The 20,764-nt window shown below is 48.3% G+C and carries 21 protein-coding genes; 13 read left to right on the top strand and 8 right to left on the bottom strand.

The genetic code is table 11. From position 1 onward, the window contains the following. Positions 1–118 precede the first annotated feature (118 nt). The 5 genes from P4S53_RS01055 to P4S53_RS01035 all read left to right on the top strand — a co-directional run bounded on the left by P4S53_RS01055 (position 119) and on the right by P4S53_RS01035 (position 3,558). On the top strand, positions 119–892 hold the full coding sequence (locus P4S53_RS01055; protein WP_337110977.1) for a helix-turn-helix domain-containing protein: 774 nt from the start codon (positions 119–121) through the stop codon (positions 890–892). A 154-nt stretch (positions 893–1,046) separates the two neighbouring features. Next, on the top strand, positions 1,047–1,445 hold the full coding sequence (locus tag P4S53_RS01050) for a hypothetical protein (protein WP_337110976.1): 399 nt from the start codon (positions 1,047–1,049) through the stop codon (positions 1,443–1,445). 224 nt (positions 1,446–1,669) lie between these two features. After that, on the top strand, positions 1,670–2,296 hold the full coding sequence (locus P4S53_RS01045; protein WP_337110975.1) for a hypothetical protein: 627 nt from the start codon (positions 1,670–1,672) through the stop codon (positions 2,294–2,296). Between the two features lie 72 nt (positions 2,297–2,368). Further along, positions 2,369–2,947 carry a hypothetical protein gene (locus tag P4S53_RS01040; protein ID WP_337110974.1) on the top strand — a complete coding sequence of 193 codons (579 nt, stop codon included), beginning with the start codon at positions 2,369–2,371 and terminating at the stop codon, positions 2,945–2,947. Between the two features lie 29 nt (positions 2,948–2,976). Beyond that, entirely contained in the window at positions 2,977–3,558 is a 582-nt protein-coding gene (locus P4S53_RS01035) for a hypothetical protein (protein WP_337110973.1), read from the top strand. Here the strand turns inward: P4S53_RS01035 and P4S53_RS01030 are convergent. Further along, positions 3,555–4,898 (bottom strand): D-serine ammonia-lyase, encoded by a 1,344-nt coding sequence (locus P4S53_RS01030; RefSeq protein ID WP_337110972.1) that lies wholly within the window; start codon positions 4,896–4,898, stop codon positions 3,555–3,557. The two genes, P4S53_RS01035 and P4S53_RS01030, sit on opposite strands and share 4 nt — an antisense overlap. Before the next feature lie 277 nt (positions 4,899–5,175). Between P4S53_RS01030 and P4S53_RS01025 the strand changes: the two genes are divergently transcribed. Both P4S53_RS01025 and P4S53_RS01020 read left to right on the top strand, forming a co-directional pair. Continuing rightward, positions 5,176–6,084: a lipase family alpha/beta hydrolase gene (locus tag P4S53_RS01025; RefSeq protein ID WP_442958633.1), complete on the top strand. Its 909-nt coding sequence runs from the start codon at positions 5,176–5,178 to the stop codon at positions 6,082–6,084. A 3-nt stretch (positions 6,085–6,087) separates the two neighbouring features. Continuing rightward, on the top strand, positions 6,088–6,957 hold the full coding sequence (locus P4S53_RS01020; protein WP_337110970.1) for a lipase secretion chaperone: 870 nt from the start codon (positions 6,088–6,090) through the stop codon (positions 6,955–6,957). Between the two features lie 70 nt (positions 6,958–7,027). On the opposite strand, the gene P4S53_RS01015 is transcribed toward P4S53_RS01020, so the two are convergent. Together P4S53_RS01015 and P4S53_RS01010 are read right to left on the bottom strand one after the other, a co-directional pair. Next, positions 7,028–8,221 (bottom strand): DEAD/DEAH box helicase, encoded by a 1,194-nt coding sequence (locus P4S53_RS01015; RefSeq protein ID WP_337110969.1) that lies wholly within the window; start codon positions 8,219–8,221, stop codon positions 7,028–7,030. 156 nt (positions 8,222–8,377) lie between these two features. Further along, a complete protein-coding gene (locus tag P4S53_RS01010) occupies positions 8,378–9,034 on the bottom strand; it encodes a glutathione S-transferase family protein (RefSeq protein WP_337110968.1) in 657 nt (218 codons plus the stop codon). Positions 9,035–9,575: 541 nt separating this feature from the next. Here P4S53_RS01010 and P4S53_RS01005 point away from each other — a divergent pair. The 6 genes from P4S53_RS01005 to P4S53_RS00980 all read left to right on the top strand — a co-directional run bounded on the left by P4S53_RS01005 (position 9,576) and on the right by P4S53_RS00980 (position 15,455). Beyond that, complete coding sequence (locus tag P4S53_RS01005) at positions 9,576–12,005, top strand: phospholipase effector Tle1 domain-containing protein (RefSeq protein ID WP_337110967.1); 2,430 nt, start codon at positions 9,576–9,578, stop codon at positions 12,003–12,005. Further along, complete coding sequence (locus P4S53_RS01000) at positions 11,998–12,588, top strand: hypothetical protein (RefSeq protein ID WP_337110966.1); 591 nt, start codon at positions 11,998–12,000, stop codon at positions 12,586–12,588. The genes P4S53_RS01005 and P4S53_RS01000 overlap by 8 nt, the downstream gene beginning before the upstream one ends. Continuing rightward, positions 12,585–13,178: a hypothetical protein gene (locus tag P4S53_RS00995; RefSeq protein ID WP_337110965.1), complete on the top strand. Its 594-nt coding sequence runs from the start codon at positions 12,585–12,587 to the stop codon at positions 13,176–13,178. Before P4S53_RS01000 ends, P4S53_RS00995 begins: the two co-directional genes overlap by 4 nt. Beyond that, on the top strand, positions 13,175–13,768 hold the full coding sequence (locus P4S53_RS00990; RefSeq protein WP_337110964.1) for a hypothetical protein: 594 nt from the start codon (positions 13,175–13,177) through the stop codon (positions 13,766–13,768). Before P4S53_RS00995 ends, P4S53_RS00990 begins: the two co-directional genes overlap by 4 nt. A gap of 136 nt (positions 13,769–13,904) precedes the next feature. Continuing rightward, the gene (gene yiaA, locus P4S53_RS00985; protein WP_337110963.1) at positions 13,905–14,372 is read left to right on the top strand and encodes an inner membrane protein YiaA; all 468 of its coding nucleotides are present in this window, start codon (positions 13,905–13,907) and stop codon (positions 14,370–14,372) included. Between the two features lie 159 nt (positions 14,373–14,531). After that, complete coding sequence (locus tag P4S53_RS00980; protein ID WP_337110962.1) at positions 14,532–15,455, top strand: LysR family transcriptional regulator; 924 nt, start codon at positions 14,532–14,534, stop codon at positions 15,453–15,455. Between the two features lie 270 nt (positions 15,456–15,725). Here the strand turns inward: P4S53_RS00980 and P4S53_RS00975 are convergent, their stop codons facing one another. The 5 genes from P4S53_RS00975 to P4S53_RS00955 form a co-directional block, all read right to left on the bottom strand. Beyond that, a complete protein-coding gene (locus tag P4S53_RS00975; protein ID WP_337110961.1) occupies positions 15,726–16,484 on the bottom strand; it encodes an SDR family oxidoreductase in 759 nt (252 codons plus the stop codon). A 17-nt stretch (positions 16,485–16,501) separates the two neighbouring features. Next, a complete protein-coding gene (gene mmsB, locus P4S53_RS00970) occupies positions 16,502–17,416 on the bottom strand; it encodes a 3-hydroxyisobutyrate dehydrogenase (RefSeq protein WP_337110960.1) in 915 nt (304 codons plus the stop codon). 54 nt (positions 17,417–17,470) lie between these two features. After that, on the bottom strand, positions 17,471–18,622 hold the full coding sequence (locus P4S53_RS00965) for an enoyl-CoA hydratase/isomerase family protein (RefSeq protein WP_337110959.1): 1,152 nt from the start codon (positions 18,620–18,622) through the stop codon (positions 17,471–17,473). Between the two features lie 79 nt (positions 18,623–18,701). Further along, positions 18,702–19,499 (bottom strand): enoyl-CoA hydratase, encoded by a 798-nt coding sequence (locus P4S53_RS00960; protein WP_337110958.1) that lies wholly within the window; start codon positions 19,497–19,499, stop codon positions 18,702–18,704. Positions 19,500–19,595: 96 nt separating this feature from the next. Then, a complete protein-coding gene (locus P4S53_RS00955) occupies positions 19,596–20,750 on the bottom strand; it encodes an acyl-CoA dehydrogenase family protein (RefSeq protein WP_337110957.1) in 1,155 nt (384 codons plus the stop codon). Between the last annotated feature and the right edge of the window lie 14 nt (positions 20,751–20,764).

Genomic DNA, 20,764 nt, shown 5'->3' with positions numbered 1-20,764 from the left:
TAACACAGACAACGTCAGAGCGTTACTTCACAGTACGCCAACATAAGAATAAATTAATAAAGGAATATCGATATGAATATCACAAACTGTAAAAAAATACTTTGCATTGGCCTGGGTAATGAGTGAAAAGTCCACTTACGCCATAGAACTGCAAGAGAATTTACTCAATACGGACATACTTTTCATACAAAAAAGCATCAATAACATTGGACAGTTACACTTCAGAGACACACCAGATTTAATCATCATTGACGCCATCAACAATGATTTTGAACGCATAAAGCTCACAAAAAACGCGTTAACATTTCGGTTTATTCTGCAACAAACAACACCACCAGCGTTCATTGCGATCATTCATAGTGAATTTGAGCGAAAAAAGCAGTTATTTGATATTGGTATTACTGATTACATCAGCTGCCCATTCATCAGCAAAGAGATAAACTATCGAATAAAACACATATTGCATGCAGAAAAAAATACAAAAAACACACATGTAAATAATCATCCCTTCACTGAGAAAAGAGACATCGGTACGAATAGTCGTTCCATGGACTCACAGCTTATATTAATTGAAAAATGCATCACACACCTCAATGGTGCGATATCTGAAGATGTCAAATTAGAGACACTCTGTCGGGTACTTGGCACAAACAGAAACAAACTTAACCAGGTGTTTAAAGATCATTTAGGCATGACTGTCTTCGAGTGGTTGCGAAAACAAAGGATGTACAAAGCAGCAGAGTTACTCGAAACATCATCACTCAACATTGTTCAAATCGCAGAAAAAGTGGGATATATGGACTCGAATAACTTCTCAACTGCATTTAAGCGTATCTACCATCACTGTCCGAGTCAGTTCAGAAAGCAATTTAAGTCCTCCATGCAGGATTAACCCATTAAACTATGCTGCACGCAAAGTTTAAGGTGATTGTACAAAAGGAAAACAGGTCAAGATGACATAACAATTATATTGTTCTGAGACAGCCATTTTCAACGTCAAAGAACAATATAGGAAAATCCACTATAACGTCAGAAGGAAATTCATCATGGCAATTAACGTACAACAAACAGGCCCCATCAATAATTTATTCCCTGGCTCACCCAATGTGTTTAACAACAATCAGAAGGAAGCGGTTTACAATGTTATCGGACAACTGACCTATGCAGATATTTACCGTAATAATGCAGGCACAATTGTCCAAAACCAAATCATGCGTCTGGACATGCAGGGCACCTTTATGCAAGGTAACTATCGTTTTCATAACCTTCAGGTTCAGGTCAATGGCGTGAATGGCAATAGCACTGTTGCTCATGTCAATGTGTCTGAAGAAACCATGACTAATGATCAGCCCAATCAACAGGGAGTCTTGAGAAAAGTGCAATCAGCACTGAATCAAAGCTTTGATAGCGCTAACAGTTATCAGGTTACGGGTACAGCGCCATAGCCCATCCGTCTCCCGTCACAAATAAAAAAGCCCATTCAATGGGCTTTTTTATTTAAAGGACAAAGTCCATCACATTAGAAACCGAATACCAAGATATCAAAAAGAAAATAAGGTATGAAACAAAGGTTATTCGTACAAAATAGCATTACCTTTAACTTGTGCCTGAAAACTCAAGCACCTTAATCAACGAATATAAACGTCAGTTAATCTATGAGGAAAATAATATGTCACAGTCACAAATCAACTTAAACTTCATTAACCGCTCTAATGATGTCAACAACAGCGAAGTGGTTATTTTCCAGAAAAATGTCGCAGAGAGTTTTGACGAAATAGCCATTGCGTGGCGTGTTATCCAAAACTGTGGACGTAATGATAACCATCCTTTCGTTTATCCTTTGAAATTTGAAGTCTGTGCGAGCGACTCCTATGGTAACTACACACCACAGATGACGGCTTACGACGGCCAGGCTTATGAAATGGTCAAAGATACTTCCGGTGATGTCCTGCGGCTTGCCAGCACGCCCGCCGTATCTCAACAAGAAGTAGAAGTGCGTAATAACCTGAGCAGTGGTTCGATTAATGCCAATATCTATCGTGACGGAAAGCTACTGGCTGCTAAAACCAATGTGTCACCTGGTCAAAAAGGGGTTTTCCAGTTCCATCCAAGTATTTTCGTCGGGGTTGTCTCACAAGTTGTTGAAGGCGAAGTGATGAATTCAGCGATTATCCAGCAAGTAAACACTGAAATTAACCTGTTCGGCATTCAAAGTGCCGATCTTGTAATGACTGGTGGTGGTTCTGGGCCAACAGCTTCACCATTTGAATTCCATCTGGAAAACATCAACAAGTAAGACTGAATAGCCCGGGTGTTACAGCTGTAACTGTAACACCCGCTTCAATTCCTTCTACTGCAAAGAGGCACGATGATGACTGATAATCAAACACCCGCAACTGCACACACCTGGCAGTCTGGCGACTGGAAAGAAAAAACCAACACTCAGGCTCCGTATAATGGCGTTCAGATCACCGGTATTCCGCAATATAGTGATAACGGCACATTTATCTCAGCGGCCATTACTATTGCAGATTACACAAATAATCCGGCAGGTATCAGCAGTCATATTCAGGCATTAACAACCGCACAAGGGCAAACAGACATTCCTGCACCGCAAGCGCTGACCGACTCCGCTGATTCTGACTCTGACAAAAGCAGTGAAACTTCAACTTCAGAACCCGAGTCTACGCCTGAGAACAACGAGACAACCACAGCTGACGCCACGTCTGAACAAACCAGCACGGCGCCGGAAAATAACCAGGTTGCACAATCTGATTCAAGCAATGAAGACAATTCTGATTTTACCGTGAAAGGATGGGTGGCGCTGGAAAGTAATACCATGGATATTTTTCTTCGGGTTCACTTCACATACGGTCTTGAGCCATTTCAAAAAGAAGAACTCGGCTACATTATGGGCTTCAGTGCTTTATTGAAAAGTGACGACTAATACGTTCGCCGTCCGGCTAAGGGGGAAGTATGCAAACGGATATTTGCTTTCGCAATTTGTCATTGAACACTCATTTACCGAGTGTCACCATCTTCCAGAAAAACTATCTGGATGAAGAAGCAAGATGCATCGCATGGAAAGTCATACCGCACTGCCAGTACAGATGGAGTCATCCCTTCACCATAGAGACGAACTACAGCTACCGGCTCTGTGATAACCAGGGGAATTACAGCGTTGCCAGAGATTTATCCCCGGAGAAACTCCCCCATCACGACGAACATGGGCTGCTCATTACTCAGGACACCAGGATGATCAGCGTGAGGAAAACGACGGACAATAAATATACAGGCATTCAGTTACTGAAGAATAATCGTGTCATTGCGGGTCATGCTTTCAGTATCCACTGCCACACGTCGTTTCGGCTGACAGACGAGTTTTATATCGCCGCAGATCTGCGAACATCACAAGGAAAGCGTATACACCCTATCAATATGAACATGAGTCTGACAGGGTTTGATATTCACAATAAAACCCGCATCAACATCACGATGACGGGCGGGCAACCGGGGGCTGAGTCCAGCCCCCTGAGGTTTCAGATATCATCTGTTTAAGAGACTGTATCCACACCCGATTTGGCAAGGTACGTCGCCATTTCTTCCGGTGGCACCATGCCACCGCCCGTAGCCCAGACAAGATGAGTCGCATTGTGCATTTTCTGGGGATCAAACAGCATTCGGGCAGCGTAGTCCTTGTCCCGGATGACATGCACCGGACCGGGCATGCCCGCCAAAGCAGACGGCTCGAGTTCAATGCCCTCGCTTTGCGCTAACTGCCCCAACAAACGGTACATGTGCGCATCAGACAGCGTGAAATACCCGTCCAGCATTCTCTCCATCGCCCGTCCCACAAAACCAGACGCCCGACCGACTGCAAGTCCATCAGCTGCCGTTAAGTTATCCAGGCCAATGTCCTGGACAGAGATTGCATCGTGCAATCCTGTATGCACGCCCAGTAACATACAGGGAGAATGAGTCGGTTCAGCAAAAATGCAGTGGACGTGATCGCCAAACGCCATTTTTAATCCAAAGGCAACGCCACCCGGCCCGCCTCCGACGCCACAGGGCAGGTACACAAACAGCGGGTGCGCTTCATCAACAACAATTCCCTGCGCCTCGAATTGCTTTTTCAGCCGTTCGCCGGCGACAGAATAACCAAGAAATAAAGTACGGGAGTTTTCATCATCAATAAAAAAGCAGCGCGGATCTTTCTCGGCTTCTTTGCGCCCTTTTTCGACCGCAACGCCATAATCCTGCTCATACTCCACCACATTCACGCCATGCTCTCTGAGCTTCTGCTTTTTCCACTCCCTGGCATCCGCTGACATATGAACCGACACAGAAAACCCCAGTTTGGCACTCATGATGCCAATCGACATCCCCAGATTCCCAGTCGAGCCCACCGCAATACTGTACTGGCTGAAAAAATCCCTGAAAGTATCTGAATACAATTGGCTGTAATCATCAGATACAGATAACAGCCCGGCTTCTGTCGCCAGCTTTTCAGCGTGTGTCAGCACTTCATAAATCCCGCCCCGCGCTTTGATCGAGCCGGAAATCGGCAGATGACTGTCTTTTTTCAGCATCAAACGACCAGCAATCTCAGTGCCATAATACGCTTCAAGGCACTGCTTCATCGCGGGGATATCAACCAGCTCAGACTCAATCAAACCGTTTGTCTTTGCCGTTTCAGGAAATGCCGTGGCCAGAAAAGGTGCAAACCTCGCCAGCCTGTCACTGGCATCCTGAATGTCCTGAACCTCTAAACCGACGTAAGGTAAGGCTTCACTGACACGGGTGACAGCCGGGTTAAACCAGCACACTTCCTCCAAAGCGATCAATTGATTCAGTAATGGGTAGTCAGCCTTAAGCTTTTCCACATCAATAGAAGTCATAACAGGTTCCTTTTTGTAACTAAAGGCAACGAAGAGTTTACTGAGCAAAGTGATTCTAAGTTGAGTGAAGACAGATAGAAAGCACTCCCAAACTATCACCCTGACGATTTGTAAGCCGTCTCTTACAAAGACAGATATGAAACAAAATTAAAACAATGATCACAAATAAATAACATTCTTAAATCGAGGCTGAATTTTGCCACTATGATTCCTACTCATCGGAGGTCTAACAAGGAGAGTTACATTGAAACAATTCATCAGTTTCTTCATCTGCTGTATCGCAACCTTTACCTGTCAGGCAGGAAGTAGTACTGCCGGTGTAGCAGGAAAAGGCTATACCGAAACCCAATATCCCATCGTACTGGTTCATGGGCTGTTTGGTTTTGATTCCCTGGCAGGAATCGATTATTTCTACGGTATACCACATGCACTGAATAAAGACGGCGCGACCGTTTATGTTGCTCAGGTCTCTGCCACAAACAGCAGCGAATTACGCGGTGAGCAGCTATTGGCGCAAGTAGAAGATGTTCTGGCCATCAGCGGCGCTGAAAAAGTGAACCTGATCGGACACAGCCACGGTGGCCCGACAGCCCGCTATGTCGCTGCCGTTGCACCAGAAATGGTCGCTTCTGTGACCAGTATCGGCGGCGTGAACAAAGGCTCGCGCATTGCTGATATTGTCCGGGGCACCATACCGGAAGGCTCGCTGCCGGAAGGCGTCGCCGTTGAACTGGCACAGGGACTGGTTACCTTGATCAACCTGTTATCCGGCGGGAGTGCATTACCGCAAGACCCGCTTGCCTCACTGGCTGCGCTCACCACTGAAGGCTCGTTGGCATTTAACCGGAAATATCCGGAAGGCATCCCCACCACCCGGTGCGGTGAAGGAGACTATGTCGCTGACAATGGTGTGTATTACTTCTCGTGGAGCGGTACAGGGAATTTCACCAATGCGCTGGACCCGACCGATGCTGCGATGACTGTATTGGGCCTGGTATTCGACGAGCCGAATGATGGACTGGTGGGTCGTTGCAGCTCTCACCTGGGCAAAGTCATACGGGATGATTATCAAATGAATCATCTCGATGAAATCAACGGCTTGCTGGGCATTACGCATTTGTTCGAAACCGCGCCCACTACACTTTACCGCCAGCATGCGAACCGTTTACAGCTACAGGGCCTATAAATAATGAAAAAGACCGTACTTTCACTCATCGGTGTAGCAGCAGCGGCAAGTGCGGTCTGTTTCTACAACCCAACGACCTCCGATGCACCCGCTATACAAGTGCCTTCCCAGCAAGACACCAAGGTAGATACCTATTCTTCTCGCGATACGTTTGATTATTTTCTGTCAGGGCTTGGCGAAGCAGATCTTGAAACACTAAAAACACATTTCAACACTTACAATGCCGGTCAGCCGAATGCTTATCAGCTGGACAACGACTTGTTCGAGCGATTCATTCAATATCGGATGTCGCTGAGCAACCTTACCCCCGACAACCAACATCCATTCAACACAGAAAGCCTGCAGCGATTGAACGATCAGGTGTTGCAAACCCAGTCAGCCTTTTTCAGTGCCGAAGAACAGCAAAAGCTGTTTGGTGAAGAAAATATGCAGCGACAACTCGCCTTACGGCAACTTGAATTAAAAGATCGCATGATCCATCAGGACGATTACGACGCTGCCTGGGAGCAGGAAATCAATACGCTTCCACCTGTCATGCAGCAGAGCTACCGAAATGCAGCCGTACTGTCGCAACTTCAAGCCACAAATGCGTTAGACGAACAGGAGAGGTATCTGAAACAGCAAGCATTAGTGGGGGCTGAAGCGGCAGACAGACTGGTGACTTTGCGCAAAGCACGTGCAGATTTTGAAACAAAGCTGGAGCAATATTTTCAGCAACGGGATGCGATTTTAGCGGACAACAACCTGGCAAGAGAACAAACGCAGCAGGCGTTGCATGAACTCAGGCAGGCCTCGTTTTCCGCAAGCCAGATCCGCCGTGTCCGGGCTTTGGAATCGATTCGGGAAAGTCAGTCAGTGGTTCAAAGTCAGTAAAATGGTTGATATGCCCTGGCTGTCAGGCCAGAGCATACAAACAAGCATTGACGACAAGATCAGTCTTGCATCAGTCTCTTTTAGGACGTTTGTTTTTCGGAACGTAGTTCAGCACACTGACAGGGACAGGCTTTTTCGGTGCGAAGCCTTCGATTTCCCGGCGCTCAATCAAATGCCCAAGACGACTCTCGATCATGCACAGGTTTTTGAAGTTATCTTTTGACACAAAAGAGATCGCTTCGCCGGCCGCATCTGCCCGTCCGGTTCGACCGATACGGTGTACGTACTCATCTGCCGGGAATGGTAAATCGTAATTGACCACACGTGACAATTCTTCAATGTCGATACCGCGGGCACCGACGCCAGTTGCTATCAGGTATTTAATCTTGCCTGCTTTAAAATCGGCCAGCAATTGAGCACGAATCGCCTGGCTGCGCCCGCTGTGAAATGCTTCGGCTTCAATACCGCGCTTTTCCAGCTGAGAAGCCAGTTTCGCTGCACCGTGCTTGGTCTCAATGAAGATCAACGCCTGATCCCACTGGTTTTCCTGAATCAGATGACTTAACAGCGCAGATTTTTTATCTTTATCAACCGTGATTAACCATTGTGAAATATTCGCTTTAGATGCCTGATTGGCCGCGATGCTAATTTCATATGGATTATTGACGACCGATTTAGCCAGATCCCGCACCTTATTCGACAAAGTGGCAGAAAACAGCAAAAACTGACTATTGTCTGGCAGACGATCCAGGATCTTGTTGATGGCTTCAATGAAGCCCATATCCAGCATCCGATCGGCTTCATCCAGCACCACCATTTCGATTTCTTCGAAATACACAGCACGCTGACCATACATATCAATCAAACGGCCCGGCGTTGCCACCAGCACATCCACACCGTCAATCAAACGCTGTTTTTGCTGCTGTTCATCCACACCGCCGTACATTGCCAGCGACGTCAAACCCAGGTGCTTACCATAATGGGTAACTTTTTCTTCCACCTGCATCGCCAGCTCGCGGGTCGGCACCAGAATTAAGGCACGAACGCGCTTTTTGCGCTGGGTCTGGCCTTGACTCAGCCTTTCCAGTATTGGCAACACAAAACTGGCTGTTTTACCTGTACCTGTCTGGGCGGCAGCAATAAGATTCTGCCCTTCCAGTATCACAGGAATGGCTTTCGCCTGAATCGTTGTCGGTTTTGTGTAACCCAGCTCGGCCACTGCTTTATTCAGTGGTGCACTAAGTCCGAGAGTAGAAAATGGCATGTATCGCCCCTGGTTGATCTGAACGCGGTAAAAGTAGAGCAGGCCCTACATCAAGCGCGGGAGTTTACCACGGAGTCTGCTGACCAGTGAGCAGAATTATCTTCCGATTTCCCTCATCCATCATTGAGAGGGAAACCGAGGGGGAAACCGAGCCCTTCAGACGAGGTCTGTTCCCGCTTCATCTTCCGGCACAATATCGGTTTCCAGCAAAGCTTCTTTCAGCCAGGCTTTCACCGGTGCCGACTGCAACACTTTATCCATATAGCGCTTGCTGAGATCGGACACTTCAATACCATACGTTTTGAAACGAAGTACGACAGGCGCATACATGCAATCGGCGATACTCCATTCACCGAACAGCCAGCCGCCATTGTCACTGTATTTCAACATCTGATCACGCCAGATCTGATCAATCCGGGCGATATCATTCTGGGCCGCCTCAGACAACTCAACTTGTCGTCGGGCACGGCAGTTCATCGGCATTTCATTGCGCAGTGCTGTAAAGCCAGAATGCATTTCACAGCTGATTGCCCGCGCCTTTGCACGTTCAATTTTATCCTGCGGCCAGGCTCGTCCCTGACAGTAAGCTTCGTTGATGTACTCACAGATTGCCAGCGAATCCCAAACCGTCACATCACCATCGATTAACACAGGGACTTTCGCAGCCGGTGAATAAACTTCCAGCGTGCGATAAAAATTGTCAGTAAACAGCGTGAGCTTGTTTTCATGAAAAGGTATGCCATTCTGAACCAACATCAGCCAGCCACGAAAAGACCAGCTTGAATAGTTTTTATTGCCAATAATCAATTGCATCTCTTGTCCTCATCCCAGATAGAACCTAACGTTTCCGTATACCCTACGTCTTTGCTGCTCAGCTGACTAACGCATAATTTTGATATGACCTATCAGGATTCCGAATGGGTATTCATCAATTTTCCTGATGTGAACGGTACATCAGCCCAGGCCTTCATGCAGAGATAGTTCAGAACTGTTTCGCACACCCTAACCTGACCCACATTAAATTTTTATTTGCGAACTAGTCCGCAATTAATAAATCGTCTGCAAAAAGAGTGAAAATGACAGGCCAATACGACGCATAGCCTAAGAATAACTGATTCACATCAATAGGTTAGAACTGTAAAATCACAAAAAACAATCACAGATTACTATCACAATGTCATTCAATCGGAACAAACCAAAACAGTTCGTAAAAGCGGGTTATAAACCACTGGATAATCAAATAGTTTCCAGTAAGCCGCCGATTAAAACATTAAGTGAAACCGTACTGGAAACAGCGCAGTTTGAATGTAATCTGCTGATACTCTGCTCACCGTCAGAACTGACAGCGCTGCAAGTGGGCAGCTGGACTCTGAAACGTACCGACGCGGAGAACGCGGTAACGACCTGGAAAAAGTCACCGTGGAAAAACGGCCACAGTCTGCTGACGGCATCTTGTATTGAACAGGAAGACAAGCAGCTTCTGCACGAGGTTTTCCAGCAGGCGGGATTAGCATCTTCTTATACGATTCACCCTCAGCCAATCAATACCGGTTATATCAACGCAGAATTTGTCCCGGTAAAGTTAGCCGTACAGTCAGAAAAATGGCTTGGCTGGCCAACGCTTGGCTACTTTTATTATTTTTGCGACAGCAAGCTGGTCAAAGAATGTAAGCTGACCGGTGAAGACAGGTGGAGCTTTCAGTTCACCCGTTCAGACGCCACCACATTGACCGACGAATTATTGTCTGAACATCATTACAGCAGCCTGCTGCTGCCTTATAAAATCGAAAGGCAGCCCGTCTCCGATCAGTACATCCTGTTTCGCAAACAAAAGCTCTCTGACGACGAATTTGCCACAATTTCACCGGCATGGCTGGCAGAGCATGCCGTTGCGCTGGATATGCAGAGCATTGTCACCAGCCGTACACAGGCACTGCTTGAACGCGACACTCACGAAGCCACACCGCCAGAAAACACCGCCGAGAAAACACATCACACCGTCAAAATGCAGCCAGATACCCGACAACGTGAAAGCTGGTCGGATATTGCGGCACAATACGGTCTGACTGCCAGGCAGCTACTGGATCTGAATCCGCAGTACAACGACGATCCCCTGAAACTGCAAATCGGCGATGCTTTGCAAATCACCGAGCTGAACAGGAACTCACAACCTCAACAACCCGATATCCCCTCTCCGCTCACCAACATTGAAACCGGAAAAGGCTATCCTTTTGGCAATGTGTGGGGCACCTACACTCAGCGCTACCTGATGCCTGACCTGCTGCATATTCAGGAGAACAGTAAAATTCTCGCCCAAACCCCTGTCGTGAATACCACGCAGGTAAAACAGCGCATCCTGCGAATCGGCGTCTTCTTCGACGGAACGGGCCAGAACAAAGACAATGACTTGTACAAAGAGACCTATGGCAACAAGTCCCGTTCGAATATTGGGCGATTATTCGATGCTTATCCTGATATCAAGGAAGAATCGTATGCTATCTATGTATCAGGAGTTGGTACTGTTGATGGTGCCCATCAAGATCCTGGTGAGATTGATGATGGCGATGATGAAAAAACCTTTGGCCAAGCATTAGGTGTCTTTGATTCAACAGGAGCCTTCGCCAAATGGCAAAACTTGCTCAAACAGCTTGCTAACATTATCAAAGAGTTAGATACAGAAGGCTCTTATGCTGCAATAACCCATATTGAATTTGATGTCTTCGGCTTCAGTCGAGGCGCTGCTTTAGCCCGCCATTTTGTCAATGCCGCGTTAAAGGGCCTTCCCGATTACACTCGCAGTCGTCGAGGGAGAGATTCTCTCGGTATCACTCCCAACCTGTTAGGTACAGAAGACGCTCACTGGTTTAACAGTGAACAAGGCTATGAACTGGATACCTCACGGCAGGTCAGTGTCCGATTTGTCGGACTGTTCGACACGGTCGGATCGTTTTACTGGCCCGGCAATGCCGATGAGGGTAACTTCCAACTTGTACTGCAACCGAATTGTGCGCAAAGCGTTGTGCAGTTGTGCGCACATCACGAATTTCGTGTGAATTTTCCATTAACGACACTAAAGACCAAAGGTACACTACCAGACAACTTTTATGAGGAAGTATTCCCTGGTGCACACTCAGATGTCGGTGGTGGTTATTCCTCCATTGAGCAGTATGATAAAAAGGGCCTGGACGAACGATATGAGTTCCCCATGCTCACGACTTACAACAGAGAATGGATCAAATCTGAATCACTGGTTGGTAAAGTGATTCAGACCAGTGACGGAGTGAGAACGGTTCCCGAAAACCCAGACAGTAAATTAATTCCATACCTAGAGTTCTTAATGGCCGAGAGAGAGCCGGGTTGGATACAGCACTGTCAGGATTCGTATGGGCAATATGGTGCCATCAAAAGAGATAAAGCCGTGTTGCATTATTACCGCCTGCAACCGGTTAACAACGCACTATCCGGTCTCACTCAGGAACGCATGAAACAACAGGCGGAAAGCATCGGAATCAAATGGATTGCATCCGCTTACGAGCAACCCAAAGACTTTGTCACAGACGACGACATTCAGCAACTTTGGCAGAAACTAGCCGCTCTTCCGGTAGGGAGCATCTCACAAGAGCACTGGCAAGCCAACATAGAAAAACACGGACACAAATGGATCCATCGCCCACATGATGCACTCATTAACCCCGGCTACTTTGAGGTCTATGAGTGGCTTGTGAATAAACCTAATCGTAACGACGACGATAAAATAGTAAGGGACATATTTGAGAATGCTTAAATGGTTATCCACCTTATTGATTTCGTGCATAGCTCTCTCTGCGTGTTCATTTTCACCTTATGCTGAAAATTTTGCAGAGATTGGCAATGCGGGAAGTACAACCGGTCCGCATATTATTAAACGGATGACTGTAACTGATACAAATGGCGGCCGGACAAATTTTGCTTATGGTGCTGTTAGTAGTTATCCAGGTAAAAGTGCAGACATTGGATCAATTGGTACACCTAACTTCATTCAGGGGTATTGGTCAAAAGGCTGGGATAGCTATGAAAAGTACTACCATATTACGGCTTCTATCGACAGTAAACTGGTAGAAAATAAAATCAGTACATTAAGAGACTATTATAAAAATCACGGGGATCATCTGGCAGCAATGGTACTTGCTGTTGATGGTCCGCGTGTTCGTCTCATTTACACATTGAACTGTTTTGCAAAATTTAATGACTGCACACCCAGACAAAACGCAGATCCTAACGGTTGGGTTGAGCGTTCACCGAATAACACCACAGAGGTTGTCGTTCTCTTCGACGGCACTGGCGAAGCCTCAGATACGCCATTTCCTGGCTCGCCATACGATAAATGAACGACAAGCCCTTCATCCTGTTCATGTTTTGCAGCCTGCTTACAGGCTGTTCAATTAGCTTAACTCCGGTAACCTCAATTGGCACGGCAGGAAGTACAACCGGTTATCACAGTATCAAATTGATGTACATAAAAGATACACAAGGTGGAGGAGCCAGTTTTGCTCATGGAGCAGTTAATAGCTACTCGGGAGCTAGTGCAGATATCGGTAGCATTGGTATCCCTGAACACATTGACGGTTATTGGGCCAAATATCATGCTGACGGAGATGAATTAATTGCTTTTTATCGTATTTCAACATCCATTGACAGTAATCTGGCAAAGCAAAAAATTGAAGCGCTGAGAAATTACTACAGAAACCATAGAGCATTGAATACAAGGATTAGAGTTGTCGTAGACAGTGAAAGAGTTCGTATTTTATATTCGATGAATTGTTATTCATATCGTATGGACTGCACGCCCAGAGAGAACGCTGACCCCAATGGTTGGGTAATTCGCTCACCTGATAACACCACAGAGGTTGTCGTACTCTTCGACGGCAATGGCGAGGCCTCCGATACGCCGTTTCCTGGCTCGCCATACGATAAATGAACGACAAGCCCTTCATCCTGCTCATGTATTGCAGCCTGCTTACAGGCTGTTCAATTAGCTTAACTCCGGTAACCTCGATTGGCACGGCAGGCAGCACCACCGGATACCACAGTATTAGGGTTATGAACGTAAAAGATACAACAGGTGTAAATGCTGGCTTTGGATATGGTGCAGTAAGCAGTTACAGCGGAAAAAGCGCAGATATAGGTGCTATCAGCATACCTGATGAAATCAATGGGTTTTGGGCGAAATACAATGCCGAAGGAAATAAATTCATAGCGTTTTACAGGATCAATAATCAAATAGACAACGAGCTTGCAGGGCTGAAAATTAATGCTCTTCGAGATTTTTACAAGAGCTTTAAAACAGCAAATACTGCAATGCAATTAATTGTAGACGGCCCGCGCGTTCGCCTTCTTTACACAATGAATTGCTTTTCAAAACTGGATGACTGCACGCCCAGAGAGAACGCTGACCCCAATGGTTGGGTAATTCGCTCACCTGATAACACCACAGAGGTTGTCGTACTCTTCGACGGCACTGGCGAGGCCTCCGATACGCCGTTTCCAGGCTCGCCGTATGACAAATAAACACTTACATGATGCCTTTAAAAAGTATCTAAACCATTAAACATTCATTCACTAAGCTGTCGCCTATCTGAAAGAGCTGATTACGGTATAAACCGTTTCATCGCATCGATCTTGTTTTCTTACAAAAAGGTACAAAATGAACTCATCTTTAAAGCCAACCAAAGCGTTCGTCTTCACTTCTTGGGCGGCACTTGCGATTGCGCTATGTGCCTATGCCGTAGGATTACTCAATGCAGACCTGCAGCTCAATGAAAAAGGCTACTATCTTGTGGTCATGCTCTTTGGCCTGTTCAGTGTGATCACTTTACAAAAGACGGTACGGGATGAAATGGAAGGCATTAAAGTCACCAGCGCATATAAAATGCTGGTGATTGCCTGCGTAGCTATCGCCTGTGCGTTGATGGTCATTGGTCTGTGGAACGCCGATACACTTGCACTGAATGAAAAAGGCTTTTTTGCCATTGCGTTTATTCTCGGGCTGTTCAGTGCAATTGTGACTCAGAAAAATGTCCGTGATCTCTCTTATTTTGAACAAGACGCGCCTTATAACGTTGCAAGTTCACCTTCAACAGAAACTGCCGATACTGCATCCGAAAAGCTGTAATAGTCTGCCTCTTAACTCTATCCCTCACAGCCACGAACACAGGCAGCCCCATAGGGCTGCCTGTACTGTTTACTGGCTTTCGCTTCGTGACATTTTGGCCACACTCGCTGTATGCTTGCCTGACTCTTACATGTCGATGGATTTTCGTCAGGGACGCTTATGGATATTGATGCGCTGCGCAGCTTTCTCGCTTTTATCGATACAGGAAGTTTCACCCGGGCAGCAAAACAGACTTTCAGAACACAGTCTGCCATTAGTATGCAGATGAAAAAACTGGAGCAGGAATTAGAGAAGTGCCTGTTTCAGCGTGAAGGTCGTCAATTGGTGTTAACCCACGAAGGGCAACAGTTAGCCAGCTATGCCCGCCGCTTGTTAAGCCTGCATGACGAGGCCGTGTCCAGCCTGAAATCAAATACTGACACCCAGCCTTTACTGATCGGCTGCCCGGATGATTATGCAGAAACCTTGCTGCCGCACCTTGTTTTCCTGATTCGCGCGCAACTTGGCCCGGTACCAATCCACGTCACCTGTGCGTCCAGTGCGCGTTTACGACAATTGATGGATAAAGGCGAGCTCCATGCCGCCATGCTGACACGCCATCCGGACTCGGAAGAAGGCCACTTTCTGATGCACGATCAAGGCGTATGGTATGGCACATCACAGGTCGATTTACTTCATCGTCGTCCACTGCCGATTGCGCTTTTTCAGGCAGATTGTAAATTTCATGGCGCGGCGCTGGATGGCTTGATAAAGCAGGAAATCAGTTTTGAGCTGATCAGTTGCAGCAGCAGTGCGACCGCACAACGCGGAATGGTTCGGGCCGGACTGGCCATCGGGGCAATGGCGCGCAGCAGTATGGCGCCGGATTTACAGGTTCTTCATACCGACTGGCTGCCACCACTGCCGAATATTGATATCGTGCTGGCGTTGGCATCCGGGTCACAGTCCCGGTTGACCGCTCAGCAGGCTCAATCGATCAGCCATGCGTTTCAGCGCAATCCGCCAGTGATCCAATGTGATTCACAGCCTTTAGAAAAACCGCATGGAATCACAATGATGAAAACTGCAATCAAATGTGAATAGCACTCGCCTGCCCGTCTGTTTTGTGGCATTGTCCCGCGACAGAAACCGCCACACATTAATCCGAAGACAAGAAGACGATGCCTGAAAACCAGCCTAAATGGATGTCAATCCTGACGAAAATCACTGTTTACCTGTCGCTGCTGATGTTGGTCATTGGTGGCGGACTCGCATTGTACGCCATCGTGTACGGCCCCTAGTTTATCTGCAAGCATTCACGGGCCATGACGGCCCGTGATATCTGGAATCTCCGTCAATACAACAATGCAGTATCTACATTCTCATCCCGCCATCCACTTCCAGTACCCGTCCGGTGAAATAGTCATTTTCCAGAATGAATTTCACCGCATGCGCAATTTCTTTGGCCTGACCAACACGCTTTAACGGGATCATTTTTTCAAGTCTGTCTATGGCTTCCTGTGGCATCTGATCTGCCATTGCCGTTTTGACAACGCCCGGTGCGATAGCCGCAGCGCGAATCCCATAACGCCCCAACTCTTTTGCCCAGCAAACAGCCATGGTGGCAACTGCGGCTTTAGAGGCGGCATAGTTGCTCTGACCAAAATTTCCGGCTCTGGCAACACTGGAAATATTAATAATCACCCCAGGGCGTTGGGTCTGGATCATACGGGCAGCGGCTTCCCGCCCGCAGAGAAAAGTCCCTGTACTGTTCACTGTCATCACGGCATTAAACTGTTCAAGCGACATTTTCGTTAACTCGCCATCTTTCACTTTGACCAGCAAGCCGTCACGCAAAATACCGGCATTGTTCACTAAACCATCCAGCTGGCCAAAATCGTCAATGATCTGATCAAATACCCGCTCGACCTGGTTTTCCTGTGTAACATCTGCTTCATACGTTAACGCTTTACTGCTTAACATCTGGCATTGCGTCCGCGTCTGGGCGAGACCTTCTTGATTCAGATCGATCAAAGCTAAGTCCGCACCAGCCTGAGCCAGTGTCACGGCCATCATCTGCCCTAAACCCTGGCCCGCACCGGTAATTGCTATCACAGCATTTCGTAGATCCATACTGATCTCCTTTCACTTTAAGATTGTTTTGCTTCACTGTGATAAAACTCAAACAGGCTGGAAAAATCGCGCTGTTCATTGCCGTTTGCATTGTGAAAAGCATACAGATTGCGAGCCAGCGCCCCCATAGGCACAGACGTCTGACTTTGCAGTGCGGCATCCATGCCTAACCCCAAATCTTTGAGCATCAGTTTACTCATAAACCCAGGCTGATAGCCTTGACTGGCTGGCGTATTGTCCATCACCCCAGGACAAGGGTTATAAAGTTCCAGTACCCAGTTGCGGCCAGAGCTTTGCAGCATGATGTCAGACAAGACTTTGGGATCCAGTCCGTTTTCCATACCCAGATTAATCGCTTCACAGGCGCCGGCCATTTGGACGGCCAGCATCAGGTTATTGCAGATTTTGGCCATCTGCCCGGCACCGGCTGGTCCCGCATGGAAGATGTTTTTGCCCACATGCTGCAGAACCGTTTCTGCACGATGAAAAGCGGAATCAGTGCCACCGACGATGAATGTCAGCGTACCGGCTTCTGCACCGGCCACACCGCCAGAGACAGGCGCGTCGACAAACTCCAGCTGGTGTTGCCGGGCATGACGGGCCACTTCTTTTGCTGTTGCAGGATCAATGGTGGAAGAGTCAATCAGAAACGTGCCGGTTGAAACCAGATTGAGCAGGCCTGCTTCAGGCTGTCCTTTTGGCCCCAGATAAACATCATGGACATGCTGACCTGCCGGCAGCATAGTGATCACGGTATCCGCGCCGGTGACTGCTTCTTTTAAAGAGGACACCACTCTGGCTCCCTCTTTTTCCAGCTTACGAGCCGCGTCTGTATTGATATCGTAAACATTGACCTGATAGCCCGCGCTGAGTAAATTTCTCGCCATCGGACTGCCCATGTTGCCTAATCCAACAAATGCAATTGCTGCCATAACACACTCCTGTTCAGACTCTGTAAGCCCGGATCTATGTGTAGGGTGGAGATATCAGTCTGCGTCTAAGTCACGCAGCGGATGCTCATCATCACTCCACATCGGAGCAAAGAGATCATCAATCACGCTGCTGTCTACCGCCGACACATCAGGGAAAATCCATTTCGGTTCGCCGCACTTATCAATCAATCGCGCCCTGACACCTTCCTGAAACTCGCCCAGCATGCCGCAGCGAACAGATAAACCCAGCTCAAGACGGAAACAATCCGCCAGCGAAAGGGTTTTGTAGTCTGTCATTTGCCGGTAGCATATATGCGCGGTAACGGGACTGCCGTGTTTCAGAGTCGATTTTGCAGTTTCCAGCCAGGTACCTAAGCCGTCAATGGCCTGAATTTGCTGACAGATTTCATTCAAATCACGCCCGACGCTGGCAGCCTGGATCTGAGGGAAGTAAGGGATCATCTGGCTGGGTGGCCATGATGGTTTCGCCAACTCCGCCAACTGACTCAGGCACGATGTGACCGCTTTATCGGGTTCCCCGGCCTGCTGCCAGTTAATGGCCTGCAAAGCTGAAAGCACGGCCTCTTTGTGCTCTGCCAGCAAAATATAGTCGGCCATTTTCAGATCGAGCGCATCACTGGCATTCACACGTGCCCCCGTCAGCCCCAGAAACAATCCAATGCCGGGAGGTAACTGATTCAGAAACCAGGTCCCGCCAACATCCGGATACAAGCCAATCGTGACTTCCGGCATGGCCAGTAGGCTGGTCGGCGTCACCACCCTGTGGCTCGCCCCCATATACAGGCCGATACCGCCGCCCATCACGATGCCTTCACCCCATACGATGAGCGGCTTTTTGTACTGATGGATCTGATAATCACAACGATACTCGACGCTGAAATACTCGGTCAGAAACGCTTCAGGAGAAGCACCGCTCTCACCAGCCTGCTTGTGAGCATCAGCTTCAATCATGGCATGATACATAGCGCGCACGTCACCGCCGGCACAAAAGGCTTTGCTGTGTTCGCTGTGAAGAAAAACACACGCGATGTTGCTGTCATTTTCCCAGTCAGCCAGTTGAATGCTTAACTGCTTGAGCATAGGCAGGGTCAGTGCATTCAGTGCGGCAGGGTTGTCCAGCGCCGCAACACCAATGCGGGAACCGTCTGCGCATTCCAGCTCGTTAAATTTCATTGTTCCTGTCATGATCTCTCCATTCATGATCTTTTCATCCTGCGTGTCCGCCAAGACCATTGTGGCGGACACGACATCCAGTCTTTCTGTCTTATTCGTTTTTCCAGACAGGTGCGCGTTTCTCCAGAAACGCATTCACCCCTTCCTGTTGATCGGCGGTCTCAAACAGGCGGACAAATCGTTCCCTTTCCTGAATCAGCCCCTGATGTAAAGGCGCAAACCTTGCCTGCTGAATCAATGTTTTACAGGCTGTAACCGCTGTCGGTGACTGATTAGCCACTTCTGCAGCCAGTTTCATTGCGGTTTCCAGCCCTTGCCCTGAAGCCACGACTTCCTCAACCAGACGAATGTCCAGCGCCTGCGAGGCGCCAACCCGTTCACCACACAAAATCATCCGTTTTGCCCAGCCTTCGCCCACCAGCCAGGCCAGGTTCTGCGTGCCGCCAGCGCAAGGAAGCAGACCGACACTGGCTTCGGGCAGAGCCATCACCGCGTGGGCCTCAGCAATACGGATATCGCAGGCTAACGCCACCTCAAGGCCACCGCCCATTGCATAACCGTTAATCGCAGCAATCGAGACACCCCGGTAGGACGACAAGGTTTCGAAAGCCTCGCCGAAACAATACGCCATGTCAGCCGCCACGCCTTTATCGCCGCTGGCAAAGAGTTTGAGATCGGCACCGGCTGAAAAGAATTTCTCACCTTTTCCCGTCAGCACCAAGGCATAGATAGATTTGTCCTTGTCCAACGCTTCAATCAGAGATTTCAGCTGATGAAGACTGTCTGCGGTCCAGGTATTGGCTGGCGGATTGTTCATGGTCAGTACCGCGACATGGCCATCAATCTTCACCTCAATCGAACCGCCTGTTTGTGTCAGTGGATGCATCATCCCGCCCTCTTTCTCTTTAATTGCGTACGATGGAATTGCGAACTCTGTAATGACGAAGTTTGCGTGATATTTTGACTGTGGACTGAGCACAATGATTCAAAGCAGTGCAGTATCATCGTTTAATAAACGACGCGCGATGATCAAGCGCATGATTTCATTGGTTCCTTCCAGAATCTGGTGCACCCGCACATCACGGAAATGGCGTTCAATCGGATATTCCTGGATATAGCCATAACCGCCATAGAGCTGCAGCGCCTGATCACAAACAGCAAATCCCACATCGGTTGCAAAGCGTTTTGCCATGGCGCAATAAGCCGTCGCTTCCGGATCGCCGCGATCCAGTTTGCTGGCGGCATATCGCACCAATTGACGGGCCGCCACCAGCTCAGTCGCCATATCTGCCAGTTTGAATTGCAGAGCCTGAAAGTGCGCCAGCGGTTTGCCGAACTGTTTACGCTCTGTCATGTACTGCCGGGCCAGATTCAGCGCCTGCTGCGCAGTCCCAACAGAGCAGGTGGCTATGTTGATCCTGCCGCCATCCAGGCCTTTCATGGCGAATCGGAATCCCTGGCCTTCTTCACCTAACAGGTAATAGGCCGGAACCCGGACTTTCTCAAATGTCACTGCGCGTGTTGGCTGGCTGTGCCAGCCCAGCTTAGGTTCTTTCCGGCCATAGCTGATGCCCTCAGCATCGGCCGGCACAATGAACGCCGAGATGCCGTCAGGCCCGGCTTCTCCGGTTCGGGCCATCACAATCAGCAAATCCGTATCTCCGGCGCCGGAAATAAAAGCTTTCGCACCGGAGATCACATAGTGATCCCCTTGACGCACCGCTTTGGTCGTCAGTGATGCCGCATCAGAACCCGCGTTGGCTTCAGTCAGACAGTAAGATCCGAGCCATTCACCGCTGCTCAGTTTCGGACAGCATTCTGCTCGGGCCTGATCTGTCGCGAAACTGGCGACCATCCAGCTCACCATATTATGAATGGTCATAAACGCTGTGGTTGAGGTGCAGCCCATGGCTAATTGCTCAAAGATAACAGAGGCATCCAACCGATTCAGCCCCATCCCCCCTTGTTCCGGCGGTGTATACAGGCTGAGAAAACCCATTTCTCCGGCCTGACGCAACACATCTTTGGGAAAGGTAGACGTTTCATCCCAACTGGCAGCCATCGGGAATAACTGCTCCCTGGCAAACTGACGTGCAGCATCTTCAAAAGCACGCTGATCTTCATTGAGTTCAAAATCCATCGCTCACTCCGGTA

This window comes from Photobacterium sp. Hal280 (assembly GCF_037162255.1).
Classification (GTDB): Bacteria; Pseudomonadota; Gammaproteobacteria; order Enterobacterales; family Vibrionaceae; genus Photobacterium.
The sequence above is the reverse complement of the archived record's forward strand: the minus strand, read 5'-3'. Positions and strand labels throughout refer to the sequence as shown.

Coding starts and splice junctions, on each gene's coding strand:
- P4S53_RS01040 (WP_337110974.1), top strand. CDS start 2,369: ATGATGACTGATAATCAAACACCCGCAACTGCACACACCTGGCAGTCT.
- P4S53_RS01015 (WP_337110969.1), bottom strand. CDS start 8,221: ATGCCATTTTCTACTCTCGGACTTAGTGCACCACTGAATAAAGCAGTG.
- P4S53_RS01010 (WP_337110968.1), bottom strand. CDS start 9,034: ATGCAATTGATTATTGGCAATAAAAACTATTCAAGCTGGTCTTTTCGT.
- P4S53_RS01045 (WP_337110975.1), top strand. CDS start 1,670: ATGTCACAGTCACAAATCAACTTAAACTTCATTAACCGCTCTAATGAT.
- P4S53_RS00965 (WP_337110959.1), bottom strand. CDS start 18,622: ATGACAGGAACAATGAAATTTAACGAGCTGGAATGCGCAGACGGTTCC.
- P4S53_RS00955 (WP_337110957.1), bottom strand. CDS start 20,750: ATGGATTTTGAACTCAATGAAGATCAGCGTGCTTTTGAAGATGCTGCA.
- yiaA (WP_337110963.1), top strand. CDS start 13,905: ATGAACTCATCTTTAAAGCCAACCAAAGCGTTCGTCTTCACTTCTTGG.
- P4S53_RS01020 (WP_337110970.1), top strand. CDS start 6,088: ATGAAAAAGACCGTACTTTCACTCATCGGTGTAGCAGCAGCGGCAAGT.
- P4S53_RS00980 (WP_337110962.1), top strand. CDS start 14,532: ATGGATATTGATGCGCTGCGCAGCTTTCTCGCTTTTATCGATACAGGA.
- P4S53_RS00975 (WP_337110961.1), bottom strand. CDS start 16,484: ATGGATCTACGAAATGCTGTGATAGCAATTACCGGTGCGGGCCAGGGT.
- P4S53_RS00960 (WP_337110958.1), bottom strand. CDS start 19,499: ATGATGCATCCACTGACACAAACAGGCGGTTCGATTGAGGTGAAGATT.
- P4S53_RS00990 (WP_337110964.1), top strand. CDS start 13,175: ATGAACGACAAGCCCTTCATCCTGCTCATGTATTGCAGCCTGCTTACA.
- P4S53_RS01030 (WP_337110972.1), bottom strand. CDS start 4,898: ATGACTTCTATTGATGTGGAAAAGCTTAAGGCTGACTACCCATTACTG.
- mmsB (WP_337110960.1), bottom strand. CDS start 17,416: ATGGCAGCAATTGCATTTGTTGGATTAGGCAACATGGGCAGTCCGATG.
- P4S53_RS01050 (WP_337110976.1), top strand. CDS start 1,047: ATGGCAATTAACGTACAACAAACAGGCCCCATCAATAATTTATTCCCT.
- P4S53_RS01055 (WP_337110977.1), top strand. CDS start 119: ATGAGTGAAAAGTCCACTTACGCCATAGAACTGCAAGAGAATTTACTC.
- P4S53_RS01035 (WP_337110973.1), top strand. CDS start 2,977: ATGCAAACGGATATTTGCTTTCGCAATTTGTCATTGAACACTCATTTA.
- P4S53_RS01000 (WP_337110966.1), top strand. CDS start 11,998: ATGCTTAAATGGTTATCCACCTTATTGATTTCGTGCATAGCTCTCTCT.
- P4S53_RS00995 (WP_337110965.1), top strand. CDS start 12,585: ATGAACGACAAGCCCTTCATCCTGTTCATGTTTTGCAGCCTGCTTACA.